Below are 19,125 nucleotides of genomic sequence, written 5' to 3'. Positions count from 1 at the left end.
AATCCGGCATCGCAGAGGCCCATTCCCTCTCTACCCTCACAGGAGAATGATGAAACAAAGGCCTATAGAATAAATCTGCTTAAATCTTTGTTTCGGGAAATAGCACCAAGCTTCTCTTCGACATATTGCGGTGTGATTGAAATCCTCTCAAGGTTAATATCCGGCGCTTCGAAGCTTAAATCTTCCAGCAACTTCTCAAGGATAGTCTGAAGACGTCGTGCCCCAATATTATCCGTGTTTTGATTCACCTCATAAGCAACTTCGGCAATCTTACGAATAGCTTCGTCAGAAAATTCAATTTGTATACCTTCCGTTTCCAATAATGCTTCATATTGTTTCGTTAAGGCATTATCAGGTTCAACGAGAATTCTGTAAAAATCCTCGACAGTAAGCTTTGTCAGTTCAACCCTGATTGGAAAACGGCCTTGAAGCTCTGGAATTAAATCCGATGGCTTAGCAATATGAAAAGCACCTGCAGCAATAAACAAAATATGATCTGTTTTAACAGGTCCATATTTTGTAACAACAGTAGAACCTTCCACAACAGGAAGGATATCACGCTGTACTCCTTCTCGGGAAACATCAGCAGAAGACCCGCCCGAATTCTTGCTTGCGATTTTATCAATTTCATCAATGAAAATAATACCTGCCTGCTCTGCTCGATAAACCGCTTCCTGGGAGACTTCGTCCATGTCGATCAGCTTTTGTGCTTCTTCCATTGCAAGCACTTTTCTAGCTTCTTTCACTTTCAGCTTTCGTTTCTTTCGCTTCTTCGGCATTAAGCCACCTAGCGCATCCTGCATGTTCATCCCCATTTGCTCCATGCCTGATCCTTGTAGCATATCGAACATCGAAGGAGCCTGTTCTTCCACTTCAATCGTGATCATTTCATTTTCAAGCTCACCTGCTGCAAGCTTGCGTGAAATAGCAGTTCGCTTTTCAGCAATCCCACTTTCTTCTTGAGGCGGTGTTTCTTGTTGCTGCTGCCCATTCCCCCCGAATAGCATATCAAGCGGGTTTTTGAATGACTGCTTCTTTAATGACGGGACAAGCAGTTCTACCAAACGCTGGTTTGCATTTTCTTCGGCTCGATCCTTTACTTCCACCATTTTTTCTTCTTTGACAATTCGGATAGAAGTTTCTGTTAAATCGCGGACCATAGATTCAACATCTCGCCCAACATAACCTACTTCCGTAAACTTTGTGGCTTCCACTTTAACAAAAGGCGCCTTGACCAGCTTTGCTATCCTTCTTGCAATTTCTGTTTTGCCCACGCCTGTCGGTCCAATCATCAGGATATTTTTCGGGATAACTTCATCCTTTAATTTTTCCGGAAGAAGGCTTCTCCTGTAACGATTCCTTAAAGCTACCGCAACCGCTTTTTTCGCTTCCTTTTGCCCGATGATATATTGATCGAGACGCTCAACGATTTGCCTTGGAGTCAAGCTGCTATTGTCTTTCATTCAAAAATAGCCCCCCATTTAAAGTTAAAGTTCTTCCACAATGATGTTTGAGTTGGTATAAACGCAAATATCCGCTGCTATTTTCAACGCAGCACCTGCTATTTCCCTTGCAGAAAGGTTGTTCCCCGAAAATTCCTTCAAAGCCCGTCCGGCAGATAGAGCATAATTGCCTCCTGAGCCAATCGACAGGATACCGTCGTCTGGTTCAATGACTTCACCTGTACCGGAAACAAGAAGCATATCTTCCTTATCCATTACAATGAGCATGGCTTCAAGCTGCCTTAACATTTTGTCGCTTCGCCATTGTTTGGCAAGCTCCACTGCTGCCCTTTGAAGGTTGCCGTTATATTCCTCAAGCTTCCCTTCAAACATCTCAAATAAGGTAAAGGCATCTGCGACCGAACCGGCAAATCCTGCGATAACTTTTCCATTAAACAGCTTTCTAACCTTCCGAGCAGTATGTTTCATCACTACGGCATTGCCAAATGTGACTTGGCCATCACCCGCCATTGCATATTCACCATTATGGCGTACAGCAAATATCGTCGTTGCGTGAAATTGCGACATTGAGAAATTACCTCCTTTGGAGACTAAGCCCTGGGATGATGGGATCGATAAGTGTTCCGCAAATGTTCATTGGTCACATGCGTATAAACTTGAGTCGAAGATAAAAAGGAATGTCCAAGTAGTTCCTGAACGGTCCTCATATCCGCTCCATTGTTAAGCAGATGGGTTGCAAAGCTGTGCCTAAGCTTATGTGGGTGGATTTTTCCGTTAATTGCCGACTTTTCCATAAGCTTGTTTAAAACTTCACGTACGCCCCTGTCCGTCAGCGGCCCACCCCTATGGTTGACGAATAGCATGCCATGATCCTGCTTCCCTTTCAGAAGCTCGCACCTTGCTGTTGCTATGTATTGTTCGAGGGCTTGATGGGCATATTCGCCGAAAGGTATATATCGCTCTTTATTTCGCTTGCCGTGAACAAGTACCGTTGACATGTGAAAATCAATATCCGTTACTCGGACATTCACACACTCCCCAACACGCATCCCTGTACCATAAAGAATTTCAAGAATGGCAAGGTTTCTTATCCCTAGTGGCGTGTCAGTTTCGCATGCCTCAAATACTAATTGCAGCTCTTCTTCATAAAAGAAACCCGGCAGTCTCTTTTCAGATTTGGGGATGGATATAAGCGAAAAAGGGTTTTCCTGTGCTAAGTTCTCCCGGAGAAGAAACTTATAAAAAGTACGCAAACAGGAAACCTTTCTCGCAACAGACTTTCTTGAGAGCCGGTTTTCGTAGAGTTTTGTCAGGTATATCCGGACGTCTTGGAACCTAACGTCTGCAATCCCGGGAATTGCTTGTTCAGACATGAACAAAAAAAAGTCACTAATATCATGATGATAATGCTCAACTGTATATTGTGAATAGTTTTTTTCTATTTGTAAATATTCAATAAATAAAGTTAAAAAATTGTTCACATCTGCTTTCAAATCGCTCACCTCACAAGGGCTACTAAATAGTATCATATTAAAGCAGCTCTCGCAACACTATTTACAAATTTTTCACAAAGTTCTGAATTGTTTCTAATGCTCTTGTTGCATGTTGCTCATTTCTTTCTTGCTTACCCCTAATCTTAACCGGCAAATCAGGAAAAAGACCAAAGTTTGCATTCATCGGCTGAAAATTTTTAGCGTTGGTTGTGGTAATGTACCTAGCCATACTTCCCATCGCTGTTTCAAAAGGAAATTCCACAGGGTGTTTTCCTAATGCAAGCCTAGCAGCATTTATTCCGGCAATCAGCCCGCTTGCAGCAGACTCCACATAGCCTTCCACACCCGTCATCTGTCCTGCAAAAAATAAATCACTTCTATCTTTAAACTGGTATGTTGCTTTTAGAACTTTTGGGGAATTGATGAAAGTATTTCGATGCATAACACCATAGCGAACGATTTCTACATTTTCCAGCCCAGGTATCAACCTGATTACTTCTTTTTGCGGCCCCCATTTAAGATGTGTCTGAAAACCAACAATATTGTAAAGCGTTCCTGCTGCATCATCCTGTCTCAGCTGCACCACCGCATACGGCCGTTTTCCTGTTTTTGGATCTTCCAAACCTACAGGTTTCATGGGGCCAAAAAGCATTGTTTTTTTCCCTCTGCCTGCCATAACTTCTATCGGCATGCAGCCTTCAAAGAAAATCTCTTTTTCAAATTCCTTTAGAGGGACTGTTTCAGCAGCAAGCAACGCTTCGTAAAATCGATCAAATTCTTCCTCCGTCATCGGACAGTTAAGATACGCAGCTTCTCCTTTATCATATCTAGATTTGAGATAAACCTTCTCCCTATCTATACTGTCTTTCTCAATAATTGGAGCAGCGGCATCATAGAAGTAGAGGTACTCCTCCCCAGTCAATTCCTTTAGCCTGCTTCCAAGTCTTTCACTTGTGAGCGGACCGGTAGCAATGACAGCAGTTCCTTCCGGTATTTCCGTAATTTCTTCATTAACAACAGTGACATTTGGATGCTCTTTTACCATGCTTGTTACTCTTGCGGCAAACTCATGCCTGTCCACTGCTAAAGCTCCTCCGGCAGGAACTGCGCATGCATCTGCTGCTCCAATAATAACCGAGTTAAGTTTCCGCATTTCTTCCTTTAATACACCAACTGCATTTGTTAGCGTGTTAGCCCTTAGTGAATTGCTGCAGACCAGCTCAGCAAATTTATCCGTGTGATGTGCCGGTGTTTGTTTTACTGGCCTCATCTCATAAAGTTTTACCTTTACACCTCTATTTGCCAGTTGCCAGGCAGCTTCACTTCCAGCAAGGCCAGCGCCTACAACCGTTACCATCGTTTCTGTCATTTTCGTGCCTCCATTACTTTTCGTGGCGCCATCATGACGGCGCTTTCGCTTTTCTATATTGCACTTTAACATACGTTATGTAAAGAGAAAAGTTTCAACTCCTCTTTTGTCGCTGCATGCAAAAGAGTGAGCTAATTGCTCACTCTAAGACTGAGGGGCTTCTTTGTAATCACATTCTGTACAGCTGACTTGCACCCCTTTTTTAAGCTTTTTCTCCACAAGAAGCGATTCGCATTTCGGACATGGTCTTGCAATCGGCTTATCCCATGAGAGAAAGTCGCATGAAGGATAAGTATCACAGCCGTAAAAAATACGGCGTTTTTTGCTCTTTCGTTCAATAATGTTGCCTTCCTTACACTTTGGACACTTCACGCCAATTTCTTTCACAATTGCCTTTGTGTTTCGGCAGTCAGGGAAATTACTGCAAGCCATGAACTTGCCGTACCTGCCCATTTTATAAACCATTGGGTTCCCACATTGATCACAGTCTTCCCCAGCAGGTTCATCCTTAATCTCCACATGCTCCATTTCCTGTTCTGCTTTATCCAAGTGCTTCTCAAAATCTTTGTAAAAATCTTTGATAACATTTACCCACGCTACTTTTCCATCTTCAATATCATCAAGGTCCTGTTCCATTTTCACGGTAAAGTCGACATTGAGGATATCCGGAAAGAATTCTAGCATTAGAATATGGACAATCTCTCCCAGTTCTGTCGGGACAAACCGCTTATTATCGAGGGCAACGTAACCTCTCTTCTGGATCGTATCAAGGGTAGGTGCATAAGTGGAAGGCCTCCCAATTCCCAGTTCTTCCAGGGTCCTGACCAGCCTTGCTTCCGTATAACGCGGAGGCGGTTGGGTAAAATGCTGTTTAGGATTGAAATCTTTCTTAATAACCTTATCCCCTTCTCGAAGGTCTGGCAGCATCCTGTCTTTTTCTTCAACTTGGTCATCACTGCTCTCCACATAAACCTTCATAAAGCCGGGAAATTTCACTTTCGATCCTGTTGCCCTGAATATAACTCCAGTGTTCTCTAAATCAACACTCATTGTATCCATAACCGCTGGTGCCATTTGACTTGCAATGAAACGTTCCCATATAAGCTTATAGAGCCTGAATTGATCTTTGCTAAGAAACTCCTTTAAACTGTTTGGCTCCCTTAAAATACCTGTCGGTCTAATCGCTTCGTGTGCATCTTGGGAGTTTCCCTTTTTCTTTTCCTTCCTTGCTTCTGTCGGCAAGTATTCTTTACCGTATACTTTTTCAATATACCCCTCGGCTTCAGTCTGGGCGGTTTCAGATATTCTTGTAGAGTCGGTCCTCATATAGGTTATTAAACCGACTGTTCCTTCTTTTCCTAAATCTATCCCTTCATAGAGCTGCTGGGCAAGCATCATTGTCTTCTTGGCACGATAGTTCAGCTTCCTGGCAGCCTCCTGCTGCAGCGATGAGGTAATGAACGGAGGTGCTGCGTTTCGCTTACGTTCCTTCTTCGTCACCGACTTAACAAAAAATTCATTGCTATTAAGTCTTTGGAGAATATTCTTCACATCATCCTCTGACTTTAACTCCGCCTTTTCTCCATCCATTCCATAGAAACCTGCTTCGAAGACAGCTTTCCCTTTCATAAATTCTCCGGTAATGCTCCAGTACTCTTCCGGCTCAAAAGCCTTTATTTCATTTTCTCTATCAATAATCAGTCGCAAGGCAACAGATTGCACTCTTCCTGCACTTAGACCCTTCTTTACCTTTTTCCATAGCAACGGGCTTATATTGTAGCCGACAAGCCTGTCAAGAACCCTGCGTGCTTGCTGGGCATCTACTAAATCCGTATTGATTGGTCGTGGATATTTGAAGGATTCTTTGATCGCATCCTTCGTGATTTCGTTAAAAACGACACGGCAGTCGGAGTGAATATCGACATCAAGGCTATGCGCCAAGTGCCATGCTATTGCTTCCCCTTCACGATCAGGGTCAGCTGCGAGGAAAACTTTTGTTGCTTTTTTTGCGGCTGTCTTAAGTTCTTTTAAGACAGGCCCTTTTCCTCTGATGGTGATATACTTAGGTTCAAAATGATTTTCCACATCAACTCCCATTTGACTTTTCGGCAAGTCGCGGACATGGCCCATAGAGGCTTTCACTTTATATTTCTTACCAAGATAGCGCTCAATCGTCTTGGCCTTTGCAGGCGATTCAACGATGACTAAAAATTCCGACATTCCGTTTATCCTCCTTAGAGGGATTCAAATTACCACTATTATTAAGTATAGAAATCCCTGTTGTCAATCCAGGCATGCAAGTAAGCGGTTACAGGGATTAATCCTCATCACTTTTTTACGCCTGATTTCCTTGTTATTAACCTTAATATTAATCGTCTAGTAATTGGAGACGGGATTACTTCCAAATTTTTATTCCTGTTGCAAAAATGTATAACAGTTTCCGAAGAATTTCAACCATTTTGTAACAATTTCTTTCAAACCGACTCAAAACTTAGGGGATTTACGGAAAAAAAGTATCACTATAATTTTATTTCTTCCAGTATATCGTCATGGCTTGCTACAAGCTTCGCACCTTGCTGAATAAGCCAGTTTGCTCCAAGCGAGCGTGCATCATCAATGGTACCCGGAATGGCAAAAACTTCTCTTCCTTCAGAGAGTGCAAAATCGGCGGTAATAAGGGAGCCACTTCTCCTTCCGGCTTCGACTACCAATACTCCTCTTGAGAGGCCGCTGATAATTCTGTTTCGCTGCGGAAAATGCCACTTTTCCGGCCTTGTATCTGGAGGATACTCAGACAACAGCAAATGCTTTTGCATCATATACTCAGCCAACCCCTTGTTTTCCTTAGGATAAATGTGCTGAAAACCGCCTGCGATCACTGCAATAGTCTTTCCACCCAGTCTTATTGTCTCTTTATGGGCAATTGTATCTACACCTCTGGCAAGGCCGCTGACAATGCTTCCTTTGGCTTCTATAATACCCGGGAGGACTCGCGCTAACGCTTTGTTAGCATAGCAGCTTGCATTTCTGCTGCCTACCACCCCTAAAAGAAAGGTATCTTCAAGCATGGATAGATTGCCTTTTGCGAAGAGCACCCATGGTGGTTGATAAATCGTTTTCAGTTGCTTTGGATACTTTTTATCAAAGATGGTGATTACTTCGATGTGGTTTTCTTCATAGTTGGCGAGGATTTCGCTTAGGGGGACAGCATTGGGGGAAAATGTTTCTATATGCCGAAATTCACTTTCTTCCTTCATTGTGCGCCAAATTGCTTTCCAGCTTACTCCTTTTATATGTGCCAGCAAAATTAGTTTTCTATTCCAATCGTGCACTAGACGGCCTCCTTATTATCAATATAGATAAAACCAAGCCAAACAGTCCCTCAAAAGAGGGACTGTTCCAAATAAGAAATTAGTGGGTTTTACACTTGTCGTAAAGCCCTTTTTCTTTTAATACTTCAATCAGAGTTTCACCCATTACGGATGGAGTGTCAGCAACTTTGATTCCACATTCATTCATGACACGGATTTTTTCGTCTGCTGTTCCTTTACCTCCTGAAATGATGGCACCAGCATGGCCCATACGCTTTCCTGGAGGTGCAGTGCGTCCGCCGATAAAGCCTACAACAGGTTTTGTCATATTTGCTTTAACCCATTCTGCAGCTTCTTCTTCTGCTGTTCCGCCGATTTCGCCGATCATGATGACAGCATAAGTTTCAGGGTCTTCGTTAAAAGCTTTGAGAACGTCGATGAAGTTTGTACCGTTAACAGGGTCTCCGCCGATTCCTACTGCGGTTGTCTGTCCGATTCCAGCTTGGGTTAATTGATGTACCGCTTCGTAAGTCAAAGTTCCAGAACGGGAAACTACACCAACATGCCCTTTTGTATGGATGTAGCCAGGCATGATACCAATTTTGCACTCTTCTGGAGTGATAACGCCTGGGCAGTTAGGACCTACAAGGCGTGTCTTCTTGCCTTCCATGTACCGTTTCACTTTCACCATGTCAAGGACCGGAATGTGCTCTGTGATACAGATGGCGAGGTCAAGCTCCGCATCGACGGCCTCAATGATTGCATCTGCTGCAAACGGCGCAGGAACATAAATGACCGATGCAGTGGCACCAGTTGCTTCTACTGCTTCTTTGACGGTATTGAAAACAGGAACGCCTTCCACTTCCTGCCCGCCTTTTCCAGGGGTTGTACCTGCAACTATCTTCGTACCGTATTCAAGCATTTGTTTTGTATGGAACAGGGCTGTAGATCCAGTAATACCCTGGACAATAACTTTTGTATCCTTATTGATAAATACGCTCACGTTCTATTCTCCTTCCTTGGCTGGGCGCAGGACTATATATGCCTGCATTTTATTACTTATTTTACCAGCGAGACGATTTTTTGGGCGCCGTCCGCCATGGATTCGGCTGCAATGATATTAAGGCCGGATTCGTTCAAAATTTTCTTGCCGATTTCGACATTTGTACCTTCAAGTCGTACTACGAGCGGAACTTCTAGGCCAATTTGCTTGGCAGCTTCGACGACACCTGTCGCGATAACATCGCATTTCATGATTCCGCCAAAGATATTGACAAAGATTCCTTTCACGTTCGAATCGGATAAAATAATTTTGAAAGCTTCGGTTACTTTTTCTGCAGTAGCACCGCCCCCAACATCAAGGAAGTTTGCAGGATCTCCGCCATAATGCTTAACGATATCCATCGTCGCCATCGCAAGACCGGCACCGTTCACCATGCAACCGATATTTCCATCAAGGGAGATATAGCTTAAATCGTATTTAGATGCTTCCACTTCTTTTGGATCCTCTTCCTCCAGATCCCTGTATTCTAGGATATCTTTCTGACGGAATAGCGCATTATCATCAAAGTTCAATTTCGCATCAAGTGCCATCACCTTGCCGTCTCCAGTAACAACAAGCGGGTTGATTTCCGCGATTGAACAGTCTTTTTCCATATATGCACGGTATAGGCCCATCATAAATTTAACAGCCTGATTTACCAGTTCTTTTGGAATATTGATATTAAAAGCGATTCTGCGAGCCTGGAATGGAGAAAGGCCGATAACCGGATCGATTTCTTCTTTAAAGATTTTCTCCGGTGTTTTTTCTGCCACTTCTTCAATTTCCGTACCGCCTTCTTCAGAAGCCATCAGGACGACCCTTGAAGTTGCGCGATCGAGGACTAATCCTACGTAGTATTCTTTCTTGATGTCACAGCCTTCTTCTATCAGCAGGCGTTTGACCTCCTGGCCGTCAGGTCCTGTCTGATGAGTGACAAGCGTTTTGCCAAGGATTTCACTTGCATATGTACGTACTTCTTCAAGATTCTTGGCGACTTTAACACCGCCTGCTTTTCCCCTACCCCCAGCATGGATTTGTGCTTTGACGACACACACTTGGGTGCCAAGTTCTTTTGCTGCTTCTACCGCTTCTTCCACGGAAAAAGCGACTTTTCCATTTGGTACAGTTACCCCATATCTTCTGAGGATCTCTTTTCCCTGATACTCATGGATATTCATGTCCCATCCTCCTGTCATAGAAAAGCGCCGCTGCTTAAAAGCTTGAAATGCTTTCGCTATTTTGCAACCGACAGCTCTCTCGATTCAATATTTAAAATAGACTGCGCTTTCATTGTATATAATGATATAATCATTGTCTACCAATAAGATTTAATTGTTGAGGCTTTTTCAATATTCAAGTATGATGAAACGGAGGATTTCCGTTATTCTGATATACCGTTTTCTCATTGCCAGCCCTTCTATCCAACCTATATATAAAGGCGAATACCTCTGCAACAGCCTCATAAAGTTCTTCCGGTATATTTTCATTGATATTGAGTTGGCTCAAAAGCTCTACTAGACTGCTATCTTTTTTAATAGGAATATGGTTTTTTTTGGCTGTCTCAATGATATTATCAGCTACAAGCGCCTTTCCGGATGCCAAGATTTTTGGAGCATCCTCAGTTCCAGGCGTATAACCTAGAGCCACAGCGGCCATTATGTCCTCTTTGCACCCTTTTTCCTTCATATTTTCAAATCCACCCCACTATACTTTTCTTTGTGCATAAGATGTTCGGTATTCATTCGCTCCCCGTTTACAGCATCACTGCTCGTAGTTCTAAATTTTACAGAAGATAATTTATAATGATTTTGCGATAGTGCATTTTTCAATAATTTTATATAAGGGATCGCTGCATCCCCTAAGTCTCTTTCGTTGTATACCGTCAGTCCGACTATATGGTTCTGCACCTGCATATCTATCATCGTGTCACCCAAATGTTCGAGCCTTAAATAAAATGAGACACTGCAATAGCCAGGATCAATGGAACCATCCTCTCTTTTTTTCCCGCTCCACTGCATCGTGACACCACTATGGTTTCCTGGCAAAGGAAACGGCAGCTGAAAGCACATTTGTTGGATTGGACCATCCTCACTTAGGAGCTGCAAACCAACTATCTTTTCGTAACAAGCTTCGGCTGACTCCTTTATTCCTTGCGGAGGGTTGCTTGAAAGAAGTTGGAACAGTTCCGTTTTCAAGTTTGTTTGTGCCATCCTGGATTCTGCCCCGGCTATTTCAGGTAATGTATGTTTGTGCAAATAGCCTATAGTTGCCAAGACCCCTTTTATCTTCGATGCTAATTCCCCTGCATGGAGGTTTTCCAACGGAACTTTCGCAGCCTCTTGTATATACTCCGCTTCCTCATTGATTAAAGCAATATTGTCGTTTTCTGCTATTAACGAATGCCTAGCTTCAATATTATTAAAACGGAGAGAGTCACTATCAGTAATCCTCGTTTGCCAAAGTTGCAAATCTTGTTTTTCAAGGTAAATTGGTTTATTGCCTTTATGATGATTCTCTTGCAAAATTTGAAGCACGTCTTCTAACCGGCCTGCCATTAGTTCACTGCGTATCCTGCCCATCAAGGAAAAACGTTCTGAATCTATGGGAAATAAAGGCGCTTCTTGTCCTGATATTGCCTTTATCAAGCTAGCACCTATTGGATTTCTCCGATAAACCTGATCCCCTTTATATGGAGGATGGTTGATCAATCTATCATTTATTTGGCCAACCCTCGGCTCATACGCTGATCCTCTGACAGCCTCTCTTAGTTCCTGTAACAGTTCTATGAGGTTTTTGCCCTTCATGGCTTGATGGACCGCAGAAAAGACCTCTTGCTTAAGGGGAAGCGCACGATCCAATAGACATTTCATCGTTTTCAGAACGTCATCGGTAGTTCCAAATTTTCCGTTTATCACCATTTCTTTACCAAAAATAACAGTTTCACTTGATATTGGTAGTTTATTACGAAGGAAACACCGAATGAGTTCCTCACTTCCTTTTCCCGCCGGCAAGGATAGCTCTGAGAGCATTTCAGAGGGCAGGCTGCTCAGAATCGTATTATTGCCGCTAACAATTCTTAAACGAATTTCTCCATTGCTCCGGTCTACCTTAAACCAATAATCTTGCCCTGCAGAAAGCTGCGCTTCCACCCTCGCTATGATCGTTTGGCCCCCAATCATAACAAGAGCCTTTTGCCCGGGAAAAAGCTTTGCTATTTTTGCATAGACCATCTGACCTGAATGGAGACTAGGCGCTTTATTGCACTGATTTTGACTGCCAAGGAAGGAACCTATTCCAAACTGAATCTCCATCTCTTTATCCCCCTAAATTAGTCTGCCACTAATGATTTTACTGGTTCAAAGCTTTTTCGATGAAATGATGTAATCCCGTACTTTTTGATAGCATCAATATGTTCTTGCGTTCCATAGCCTTGATTTTTAGCAAAACCATACTTTGGATGCAGAGCATCAAGCTCCTCCATCAGATTGTCCCGTGTTACCTTTGCGATAATAGATGCAGCAGCAATGGAAACACTTCTTGCATCCCCTTTGATCAATGCTTCATAAGGGTATGGTGTAGCAATCTGCACCGCATCGATTAACAGAAAGTCTGGAACAACTTCAAGATTACCTACAGCTTGGACCATAGCTTTCTTAGCCGCATTCAAAATGTTGATGCAGTCTATTTCTGCAGGGCTCACAATTCCGACTCCCCACGCTACAGCTTTCTCCTTGATTATCTTACAAAATGATTCCCGCTTTACCTTGGTCAATTTCTTCGAATCATCAATGCCTGGCAGAAAGAACTGTTCCGGTAAGATTACGGCTGCAGCCACAACAGGACCTGCTAGAGGACCTCTACCAGCTTCATCGATTCCCGCAATGTTCCTATAACCTTTATTCCTTAAATCTAATTCGAATTGAGACATTTCGAGAAACTTTTCATTTTGATGTTTTTCAAGCTCCCGGAGCTTCATCCATTTTTTCAGCACACGTTGGACACCTGCCCGTTCATCTTGGCTAATTTCCCTGATAAATTCCGAGTCAGGGTCTGAATTCCCCGCAAGACGCTTTCCAATCTCTTCGATCGTCAATTTCATTTTGCCTTATTCCTCTCCATACACATCGCTTTTTATATGTATCGGCAGTTTTATCATCATAATAAAGGCCCGTTATACGGGCCCAAAGAATTATTCTGCACTGTTCTTATTAAGTGGTCTCTCAAAGGAAACAGCACCTAGCTTTTCGCCTCTTAAATCTCTAATTACAAGTTCAGCCACTTTATCATAATCTGTCTCTCCACCTGACATCTTCGCGCCTCTGGACCCGCCAATAGCATCAAAAACTTCAGCAATTTCTTCCGATATGAGATCAACTTCATAGCGGTCTTCAAGACGGCCAGGATAGTGTTCATCTAGGAATCTTATCGCATACACTGCTACATCCTGCAAATTAAGGATTGCGTCCTTGATGGCACCAGTGACAGCAAGCTTTAAACCAACCTCTTGGTCTTCAAATTTCGGCCAAAGAATACCCGGCGTATCTAATAACTCGAGTTCTTTGCCCACTTTTATCCACTGTTGTGCCTTCGTAACACCAGGCATATTCCCTGTCTTAGCCAAATTCTTTCCAGCTAGCCGATTAATCAGCGTAGACTTCCCGGCATTTGGAATACCAACGATCATTGCTCTAATAGCCCTCGCCTTGACACCTTTTGACCTGAGCCGGTCAAATTTTTCAGCCAAAAGCTTTTTTGCTTCCGTCACAATTTGTTTTAAGCCTGTCCCAGCCTGAGAATTGATTGCTAAGGCGGTAATGCCTTGATCATTAAAATACTTGATCCATTGGGCTGTTACATCCCTATCAGCCATGTCAGCTTTATTAAGCAGTACGATCCTCGGTTTATGCTGGATGATTTCATCAATCATCGGATTCCTGGAAGATTGAGGAATTCTTGCATCTACCAATTCAAAAATAATATCAACAAGCTTAAGCTTCTCTGTTACTTCCCTTCTTGCTTTTGCCATATGTCCAGGAAACCATTGTATTGTCATGTATACTCACCGTCCTAAAAAATATCAAGCGCCTGCTTTCCCCTTATGAAAATAGGAGTCAGCTAAGCGCCATCACTGATTGACAGACCGAATATCACTTATCGGCCAATAAATTATGCTCGTCTTCCCAAGCACTTTCTTCATTGGAACTGTTCCAATATGCCTGCTATCCTTACTGAAGCGGCGATTATCCCCCATCACAAAAAGGTGTCCCTCCGGCACCGTTTTTCTGCCAATTTTCTCCTCTAATGTAAATGGATCAGTTAATGGACCGTCTAGTGCTTCTTTCTTATACTTTTCCAAATAAGGTTCTTCGTATGCTTTCCCATTAATATATAGTGTATCATCTTTATACTCTACAGTATCGCCGGGCAAACCAATCACTCTCTTTATGTAATCTTTGTTTTCGGGTGCATGAAAGACGATAATATCGAACCTTTCGGGTTCACCAATTTTATAGCTAAGTTTGTTGACAATCATTCGGTCTTGGTCATGAAGTGTCGGCATCATGGAAAGGCCATCAACTACTATGGGCGCAAAAAGAAAATACCTTATAACAGCTGCAAGTACAACTGCTATTAATAGCGCCTTTATCCATTCCCACAATTCACTTTTGTTTTTCGCCATTCTCTCCCCACCAATCTAGGAATTAAGTATAACACATTGATTTATTAACAGATTTTTCGCCAGTTAAACCCCTAGAGCGGTTAATTGGCTTGCATCGTTCTTTTTTCCTAAGAAAAAGGAGCTTGCTTGAACAAGCAGCTCCTTTTTTGATCATTTTTCTTAGCGAATTTCTTTGATACGTGCTTTTTTACCACGCAAGCTGCGTAGGTAGTAAAGCTTCGCACGACGTACTTTACCACGGCGAAGTACTTCAAGTTTCGCAATTTTTGGTGTGTGAACAGGGAATGTACGTTCAACACCCACACCATAAGAAATCTTACGGACTGTGAATGTTTCGCTGATTCCGCCGCCACGGCGTTTGATGACAACACCTTCGAAGATCTGGATACGTTCGCGTGTTCCCTCGATAACTTTTACGTGTACACGTACAGTATCACCAGGGCGGAACGATGGCAAATCTGCTCGAAGCTGGTCTTTTGTGATTTCTTCAATCAATTGTTGCATCGTTTTCAACTCCTCCTACGGATGCTCTTGCATCACTTGGTGCAGCGGAACATCGTTATAAAGCTCTAGCATCAAGGCCGAGCCACAAAAAATATCATACCACAAAGAAAGGCTTCCTGCAACAGCTTCATCATTGTTTTTTAAACTCTTCCAGCCATTTTTTTTGCATTTCCGGCAGTTGAAATGTTTCTAACAAGTCTGGCCTGCGTTCAAATGTCCTTCTAAGTGATTCCCTCATCCGCCATTCGTCAATATGTTTGTGGTTTCCGGAAACGAGAACATCCGGCACTTTCATTCCCCTGAAATCCGCTGGCCGAGTGTAATGAGGGTGCTCTAACAATCCTGTGCTGAACGAATCCTGAATATGGGATTCTTCTTTGCCTAGGACACCAGGCAAAAGGCGAACAACACTATCGATTACGACCATCGCACCTAGCTCTCCACCTGTTAAAACGTAATCACCGATGGATATTTCATCTGTCACAAGATGTTCCCGAATTCTTTCATCATATCCTTCATAATGACCGCAGATGAAAATTAAATGATTTTCCTGCGCTAGTTCTTCTGCCTTTCGCTGCGTATAGCGCTCCCCCTGGGGACACATGAGAATAACGCGCGGTTTCTTTCCCTCAGCATTCTTTACCAAGTCATCAACAGCATCAAAAATCGGCTGTGGCTTCAATACCATGCCCGCTCCTCCGCCGTATGGATAGTCATCGACTGTTTTATGCCGGTTATCGGCATATTCTCTAAAGTTAACAAGACTGTATTCCACAGCGCCTTTTTCTCTCGCTTTGTTTAAGATCGAGTGTCCAAGAACGCCTTCAAACATTTCCGGAAAAATGGACAGCACATTTATCTTCATCACGGAAGAAGTCCCTCCATCGGCTCGATGAAAATTTCCTTGGTTTTTACGTCTACTTTCCTTACAACATCTTCAATATAGGGAATCAGTATATCCTTCCCGCCATTTCCCTTCACAACCCAAACGTCATTTGCTCCAGGTGTCAGTATTTCCGAAACCTTCCCGAGCGTTGCACCCTCAAGAGTGGAAACCGTACAGCCAATGATGTCTTGAAAGTAGTATTCACCTTCTTTAAGTGTCCCCCTATCACTCGAAGGAACCTTCAGTATGCCATCTCGAAACTTCTCAACATCATTTACATTTCCATAACCTTCAAATAACAGCAAATCAAAATTTTTATGTTTCCTATGATTCGTTACAATCAGTTCCATTGGTTTTTTTTCGCTAGGCAGGAATAAGTAAAGTTTATTTCCACTCCGATACCTTTCTTCAGGAAAGTCCGTCCTGGAAATCACTCTAACTTCCCCTTTGATCCCGTGAGTATTAACAATCTTCCCGATATTCAGCCATTTTTCCATCACTATCACCTCTCGCGTATTTCGGTTACGATGCCGTCTTTCACCACAACTGTTTTACCTGCCAAAAACTCATCCCAATTGTCCCCTTCATTGACTTCCACAATTCCCTGGAGTTCGGCTTCTTTTAGCTCACTTCCTATCGAGAGAATATGGAGCTGTTCGATTTGGAACTCCAGCAGTTTTATTTTTTCCATATGGATTCGAATCTCATGGTCAAAATGCCTTTTAAGGCTTTCCGGCGGGAATTTCCTCGTCTTTTCAAGGCGTTTGCTTTCAAACTTCAACTGTTCGCACTCCTTCTTTAGCTGCCGCTTCCGCCCAACGTATTGATCAAGCAGTTTGTTCCTGCTATTCTCTGTCAGGACCTGTTTCACAATGACCGTTTGAAGCACTTTCACGTTCATTCCTCCCCATCCATGCCAAACTCTTGATTCCATTCCATATTCATTATAAAGGAAGATGTCATTAAATAGAAAAAACGGAGGGTTTCCCCTCCATTTTTTCTGTTCAGGAGAAAGCCCCCTGGAACTTATTCAACTATTTCAAGGAATATTTTTTTAGCCTGTGATGATCCTGCTGCGTATACAACGGTTCTGATTGCCTTTGCCACGCGCCCCTGTTTTCCGATGACTTTTCCCATATCACTCTTATTGACGGAAAGTTGATAGATGATACGGTGATCCTCCTCTTGGGAGCTCACTCTAACGTCCTCTGGAAATTCGACGAGAGGCTTCACGATCGTCTCAATTAATTCCTTCATACTATTCACTATTACTTACTATGTTTAGCATTATGGAATTTTTCCATGATGCCTTCGTTTGAGAACAAGTTGCGGACTGTGTCAGATGGTTTCGCACCGTTCTGCATCCACTCAAGAGCACGCTCTTCGTTGATTTCAACAATTGCTGGATTAGCAACAGGGTTGTAAGTTCCAACTGTCTCGATGAAGCGTCCGTCACGTGGTGAACGGGAATCAGCTACTACAATACGATAGAAAGGAGATTTTTTTGCTCCCATACGTTTTAAACGAATTTTTACTGCCATTTTAAATAAGCACCTCCGAATAGTTTCACACAAGATAGAATAATAACAAATCTGCTTTAGGTTGTAAAGGTTTTTTTCTTTACACGTTAAAAAAATATTACTTCCGGGACAGAATGAACGAGTTAAATCACCTTAAAAAGGGTTGAATGGAAGCTTAAATCCTTTTTTCTTCCCTTTTTGCTGGAATCCAGTCATTTGCTTCATCATTTTTTTCATGTCCTCAAACTGCTTTAAAAGTCTGTTGACTTCTTGGATGCTTGTACCGCTCCCTTTGGCAATCCGCTTCCGTCTGTTTGCGTTAATGATTTCCGGGTGGGTTTTTTCATCGCTTGTCATTGACTGAATGATTGCCTCAACATGCGAGATTTGCTTTTCATCGATTTGCAGGTTGTTCATCCCTTTAATCTTGTTCGCACCAGGCATCATTTTCAAAAGTTCGTCTAGCGGACCCATTTGCCGCACTTGTCCTAGCTGGTCAAGGAAGTCGTCAAGAGTAAAGCTTGCTGTTCTCATTTTCTTTTCGAGCTCTTTCGCCTTCTCTTCATCCACGTTCGCCTGCGCTTTTTCAATCAGCGTCATGACATCTCCCATTCCAAGGATTCTTGACGCCATCCTTTCTGGGTGGAACGCCTCAAGAGCATCCAGCTTCTCGCCTAAACCGACAAATTTAATTGGGGTATTTGTCACGGAACGAATAGAGAGCGCCGCCCCCCCACGAGTGTCTCCATCAAGTTTTGTAAGGACTACGCCCGTAACGCCAAGCTGTTCATTAAAGCTTTGAGCAACATTGACGGCATCTTGCCCAGTCATGGCATCCACCACTAGAAAAATTTCGTCTGGCTTTGCCAATTCTTTAATGTCTTTTAGCTCATCCATCAGCTTTTCATCAACATGAAGCCTTCCGGCAGTATCAATGAGAACATAATCGTGGTGGTCTTCTTTCGCTTTTTCCAAGGCCTGTCTCGCAATCTCCACAGGGCTGATTTTGTCACCGAGAGAAAAGACAGGCATGCTCAGCTGTTTGCCCAACGTTTCCAGCTGTTTGATAGCAGCTGGCCTGTAAATATCTCCAGCTACTAACAGTGGCTTTCGGTTGTACTTCTTGCGAAGGAGATTGGCAAGCTTGCCAGTAGTTGTTGTTTTACCCGCACCTTGAAGCCCAACCATCATAATGACTGTCGGTGGTCTATTAGAAACAGCAATCCTGCTTTGTTCCCCGCCCATCAGTTCGGTTAGTTCTTCCTTAACCACTTTGATGACTTGTTGACCAGGAGTCAGACTTTTCATCACTTCCTGTCCAACTGCACGCTCACTTACCTTCTTGACAAATTCTTTCACCACTTTAAAATTGACGTCTGCCTCAAGCAGGGCCAGACGGACTTCACGCATCATTTCTTTCACATCCGCTTCGGAAACCTTGCCCTTCCCGCGGATTTTTTGCATGGTGCTTTGCAGTCGGTCGGCCAATCCTTCGAATGCCATATTTGCCGCCTCCTAATCTAGTTTCTCCAGCGCTTCCAGCATCCCGAGAAGCTCTGCCCGGCTGCCGCCAGCTTCAAGGTTTTCCTTCATGCTTTGAAGGATTATGTTTCTGTCTTCAAATCTCCTGAAAAGACGAAGTTTTTCCTCGTATTCCTCCAGCATTGCCTCTGTCCGCTTGATATTGTCGTAGACTGCCTGCCTGCTGACATCATACTCATCCGCAATTTCACCGAGAGAGTAATCATCAAGATAATATAGGGACATATAGCTTCGCTGTTTAGGAGTCAGCAATGCCTGATAAAAATCGTATAGATAATTGATACGGGTCGTTTTTTCAAGCATATTGCACCCCCG

At 43.1% G+C, this 19,125-nt stretch carries 21 protein-coding genes; all 21 read right to left on the bottom strand.

The features are described 5' to 3' along the window. Positions 1–62: 62 nt before the first annotated feature. Positions 63–1,463: an ATP-dependent protease ATPase subunit HslU gene (gene hslU / locus BQ5796_RS06160; RefSeq protein ID WP_071459436.1), complete on the bottom strand. Its 1,401-nt coding sequence runs from the start codon at positions 1,461–1,463 to the stop codon at positions 63–65. Positions 1,464–1,487: 24 nt separating this feature from the next. After that, positions 1,488–2,030, bottom strand: coding sequence for an ATP-dependent protease subunit HslV (hslV, locus tag BQ5796_RS06155; protein ID WP_071459435.1), 543 nt, complete (start codon positions 2,028–2,030; stop codon positions 1,488–1,490). Positions 2,031–2,053: 23 nt separating this feature from the next. Then, positions 2,054–2,956 (bottom strand): tyrosine recombinase XerC, encoded by a 903-nt coding sequence (gene xerC, locus BQ5796_RS06150; RefSeq protein WP_097677981.1) that lies wholly within the window; start codon positions 2,954–2,956, stop codon positions 2,054–2,056. Between the two features lie 61 nt (positions 2,957–3,017). Next, complete coding sequence (gene trmFO, locus BQ5796_RS06145) at positions 3,018–4,325, bottom strand: FADH(2)-oxidizing methylenetetrahydrofolate--tRNA-(uracil(54)-C(5))-methyltransferase TrmFO (protein ID WP_071459433.1); 1,308 nt, start codon at positions 4,323–4,325, stop codon at positions 3,018–3,020. A gap of 144 nt (positions 4,326–4,469) precedes the next feature. Then, positions 4,470–6,545, bottom strand: a complete 2,076-nt coding sequence (topA, locus tag BQ5796_RS06140; RefSeq protein WP_071459432.1) for a type I DNA topoisomerase — start codon at positions 6,543–6,545, stop codon at positions 4,470–4,472. A 299-nt stretch (positions 6,546–6,844) separates the two neighbouring features. Further along, a complete protein-coding gene (gene dprA / locus BQ5796_RS06135; RefSeq protein WP_071459431.1) occupies positions 6,845–7,657 on the bottom strand; it encodes a DNA-processing protein DprA in 813 nt (270 codons plus the stop codon). 79 nt (positions 7,658–7,736) lie between these two features. Beyond that, on the bottom strand, positions 7,737–8,639 hold the full coding sequence (gene sucD, locus BQ5796_RS06130; protein ID WP_071459430.1) for a succinate--CoA ligase subunit alpha: 903 nt from the start codon (positions 8,637–8,639) through the stop codon (positions 7,737–7,739). A gap of 56 nt (positions 8,640–8,695) precedes the next feature. Next, the gene (sucC, locus tag BQ5796_RS06125) at positions 8,696–9,856 is read right to left on the bottom strand and encodes an ADP-forming succinate--CoA ligase subunit beta (RefSeq protein ID WP_071459429.1); all 1,161 of its coding nucleotides are present in this window, start codon (positions 9,854–9,856) and stop codon (positions 8,696–8,698) included. A 175-nt stretch (positions 9,857–10,031) separates the two neighbouring features. Then, a complete protein-coding gene (locus BQ5796_RS06120) occupies positions 10,032–10,334 on the bottom strand; it encodes an EscU/YscU/HrcU family type III secretion system export apparatus switch protein (protein ID WP_234969313.1) in 303 nt (100 codons plus the stop codon). A 26-nt stretch (positions 10,335–10,360) separates the two neighbouring features. Then, on the bottom strand, positions 10,361–11,989 hold the full coding sequence (locus BQ5796_RS06115) for a hypothetical protein (RefSeq protein ID WP_071459427.1): 1,629 nt from the start codon (positions 11,987–11,989) through the stop codon (positions 10,361–10,363). A 17-nt stretch (positions 11,990–12,006) separates the two neighbouring features. Beyond that, positions 12,007–12,777 carry a ribonuclease HII gene (locus BQ5796_RS06110; RefSeq protein ID WP_071459426.1) on the bottom strand — a complete coding sequence of 257 codons (771 nt, stop codon included), beginning with the start codon at positions 12,775–12,777 and terminating at the stop codon, positions 12,007–12,009. Between the two features lie 90 nt (positions 12,778–12,867). Continuing rightward, positions 12,868–13,731, bottom strand: coding sequence for a ribosome biogenesis GTPase YlqF (ylqF, locus tag BQ5796_RS06105; protein ID WP_071459425.1), 864 nt, complete (start codon positions 13,729–13,731; stop codon positions 12,868–12,870). Between the two features lie 72 nt (positions 13,732–13,803). Next, positions 13,804–14,358: a signal peptidase I gene (gene lepB / locus BQ5796_RS06100; RefSeq protein ID WP_071459424.1), complete on the bottom strand. Its 555-nt coding sequence runs from the start codon at positions 14,356–14,358 to the stop codon at positions 13,804–13,806. A 159-nt stretch (positions 14,359–14,517) separates the two neighbouring features. Then, positions 14,518–14,862: a 50S ribosomal protein L19 gene (gene rplS / locus BQ5796_RS06095; protein ID WP_071459423.1), complete on the bottom strand. Its 345-nt coding sequence runs from the start codon at positions 14,860–14,862 to the stop codon at positions 14,518–14,520. A 130-nt stretch (positions 14,863–14,992) separates the two neighbouring features. Further along, a complete protein-coding gene (gene trmD / locus BQ5796_RS06090; protein ID WP_071461173.1) occupies positions 14,993–15,727 on the bottom strand; it encodes a tRNA (guanosine(37)-N1)-methyltransferase TrmD in 735 nt (244 codons plus the stop codon). Continuing rightward, a complete protein-coding gene (gene rimM / locus BQ5796_RS06085) occupies positions 15,727–16,245 on the bottom strand; it encodes a ribosome maturation factor RimM (RefSeq protein ID WP_071459422.1) in 519 nt (172 codons plus the stop codon). Before rimM ends, trmD begins: the two co-directional genes overlap by 1 nt. A gap of 5 nt (positions 16,246–16,250) precedes the next feature. Next, a complete protein-coding gene (locus BQ5796_RS06080) occupies positions 16,251–16,643 on the bottom strand; it encodes a YlqD family protein (protein WP_071459421.1) in 393 nt (130 codons plus the stop codon). 131 nt (positions 16,644–16,774) lie between these two features. Beyond that, positions 16,775–17,005 carry a KH domain-containing protein gene (locus tag BQ5796_RS06075; RefSeq protein WP_071459420.1) on the bottom strand — a complete coding sequence of 77 codons (231 nt, stop codon included), beginning with the start codon at positions 17,003–17,005 and terminating at the stop codon, positions 16,775–16,777. Between the two features lie 11 nt (positions 17,006–17,016). Then, positions 17,017–17,289, bottom strand: coding sequence for a 30S ribosomal protein S16 (rpsP, locus tag BQ5796_RS06070; RefSeq protein WP_071459419.1), 273 nt, complete (start codon positions 17,287–17,289; stop codon positions 17,017–17,019). A 132-nt stretch (positions 17,290–17,421) separates the two neighbouring features. Then, positions 17,422–18,771, bottom strand: coding sequence for a signal recognition particle protein (ffh, locus tag BQ5796_RS06065; protein WP_071459418.1), 1,350 nt, complete (start codon positions 18,769–18,771; stop codon positions 17,422–17,424). Positions 18,772–18,783: 12 nt separating this feature from the next. Beyond that, entirely contained in the window at positions 18,784–19,113 is a 330-nt protein-coding gene (locus BQ5796_RS06060; protein ID WP_071459417.1) for a putative DNA-binding protein, read from the bottom strand. Positions 19,114–19,125: the final 12 nt, after the last annotated feature.

Origin of the sequence: Bacillus massilinigeriensis (genome assembly GCF_900111815.1) — a bacterium.
In the GTDB taxonomy this organism is placed as follows: domain Bacteria; phylum Bacillota; class Bacilli; order Bacillales; family Cytobacillaceae; genus Mesobacillus_C; species Mesobacillus_C mediterraneensis.
This window is presented reverse-complemented; position numbering and strand designations above follow the sequence as displayed.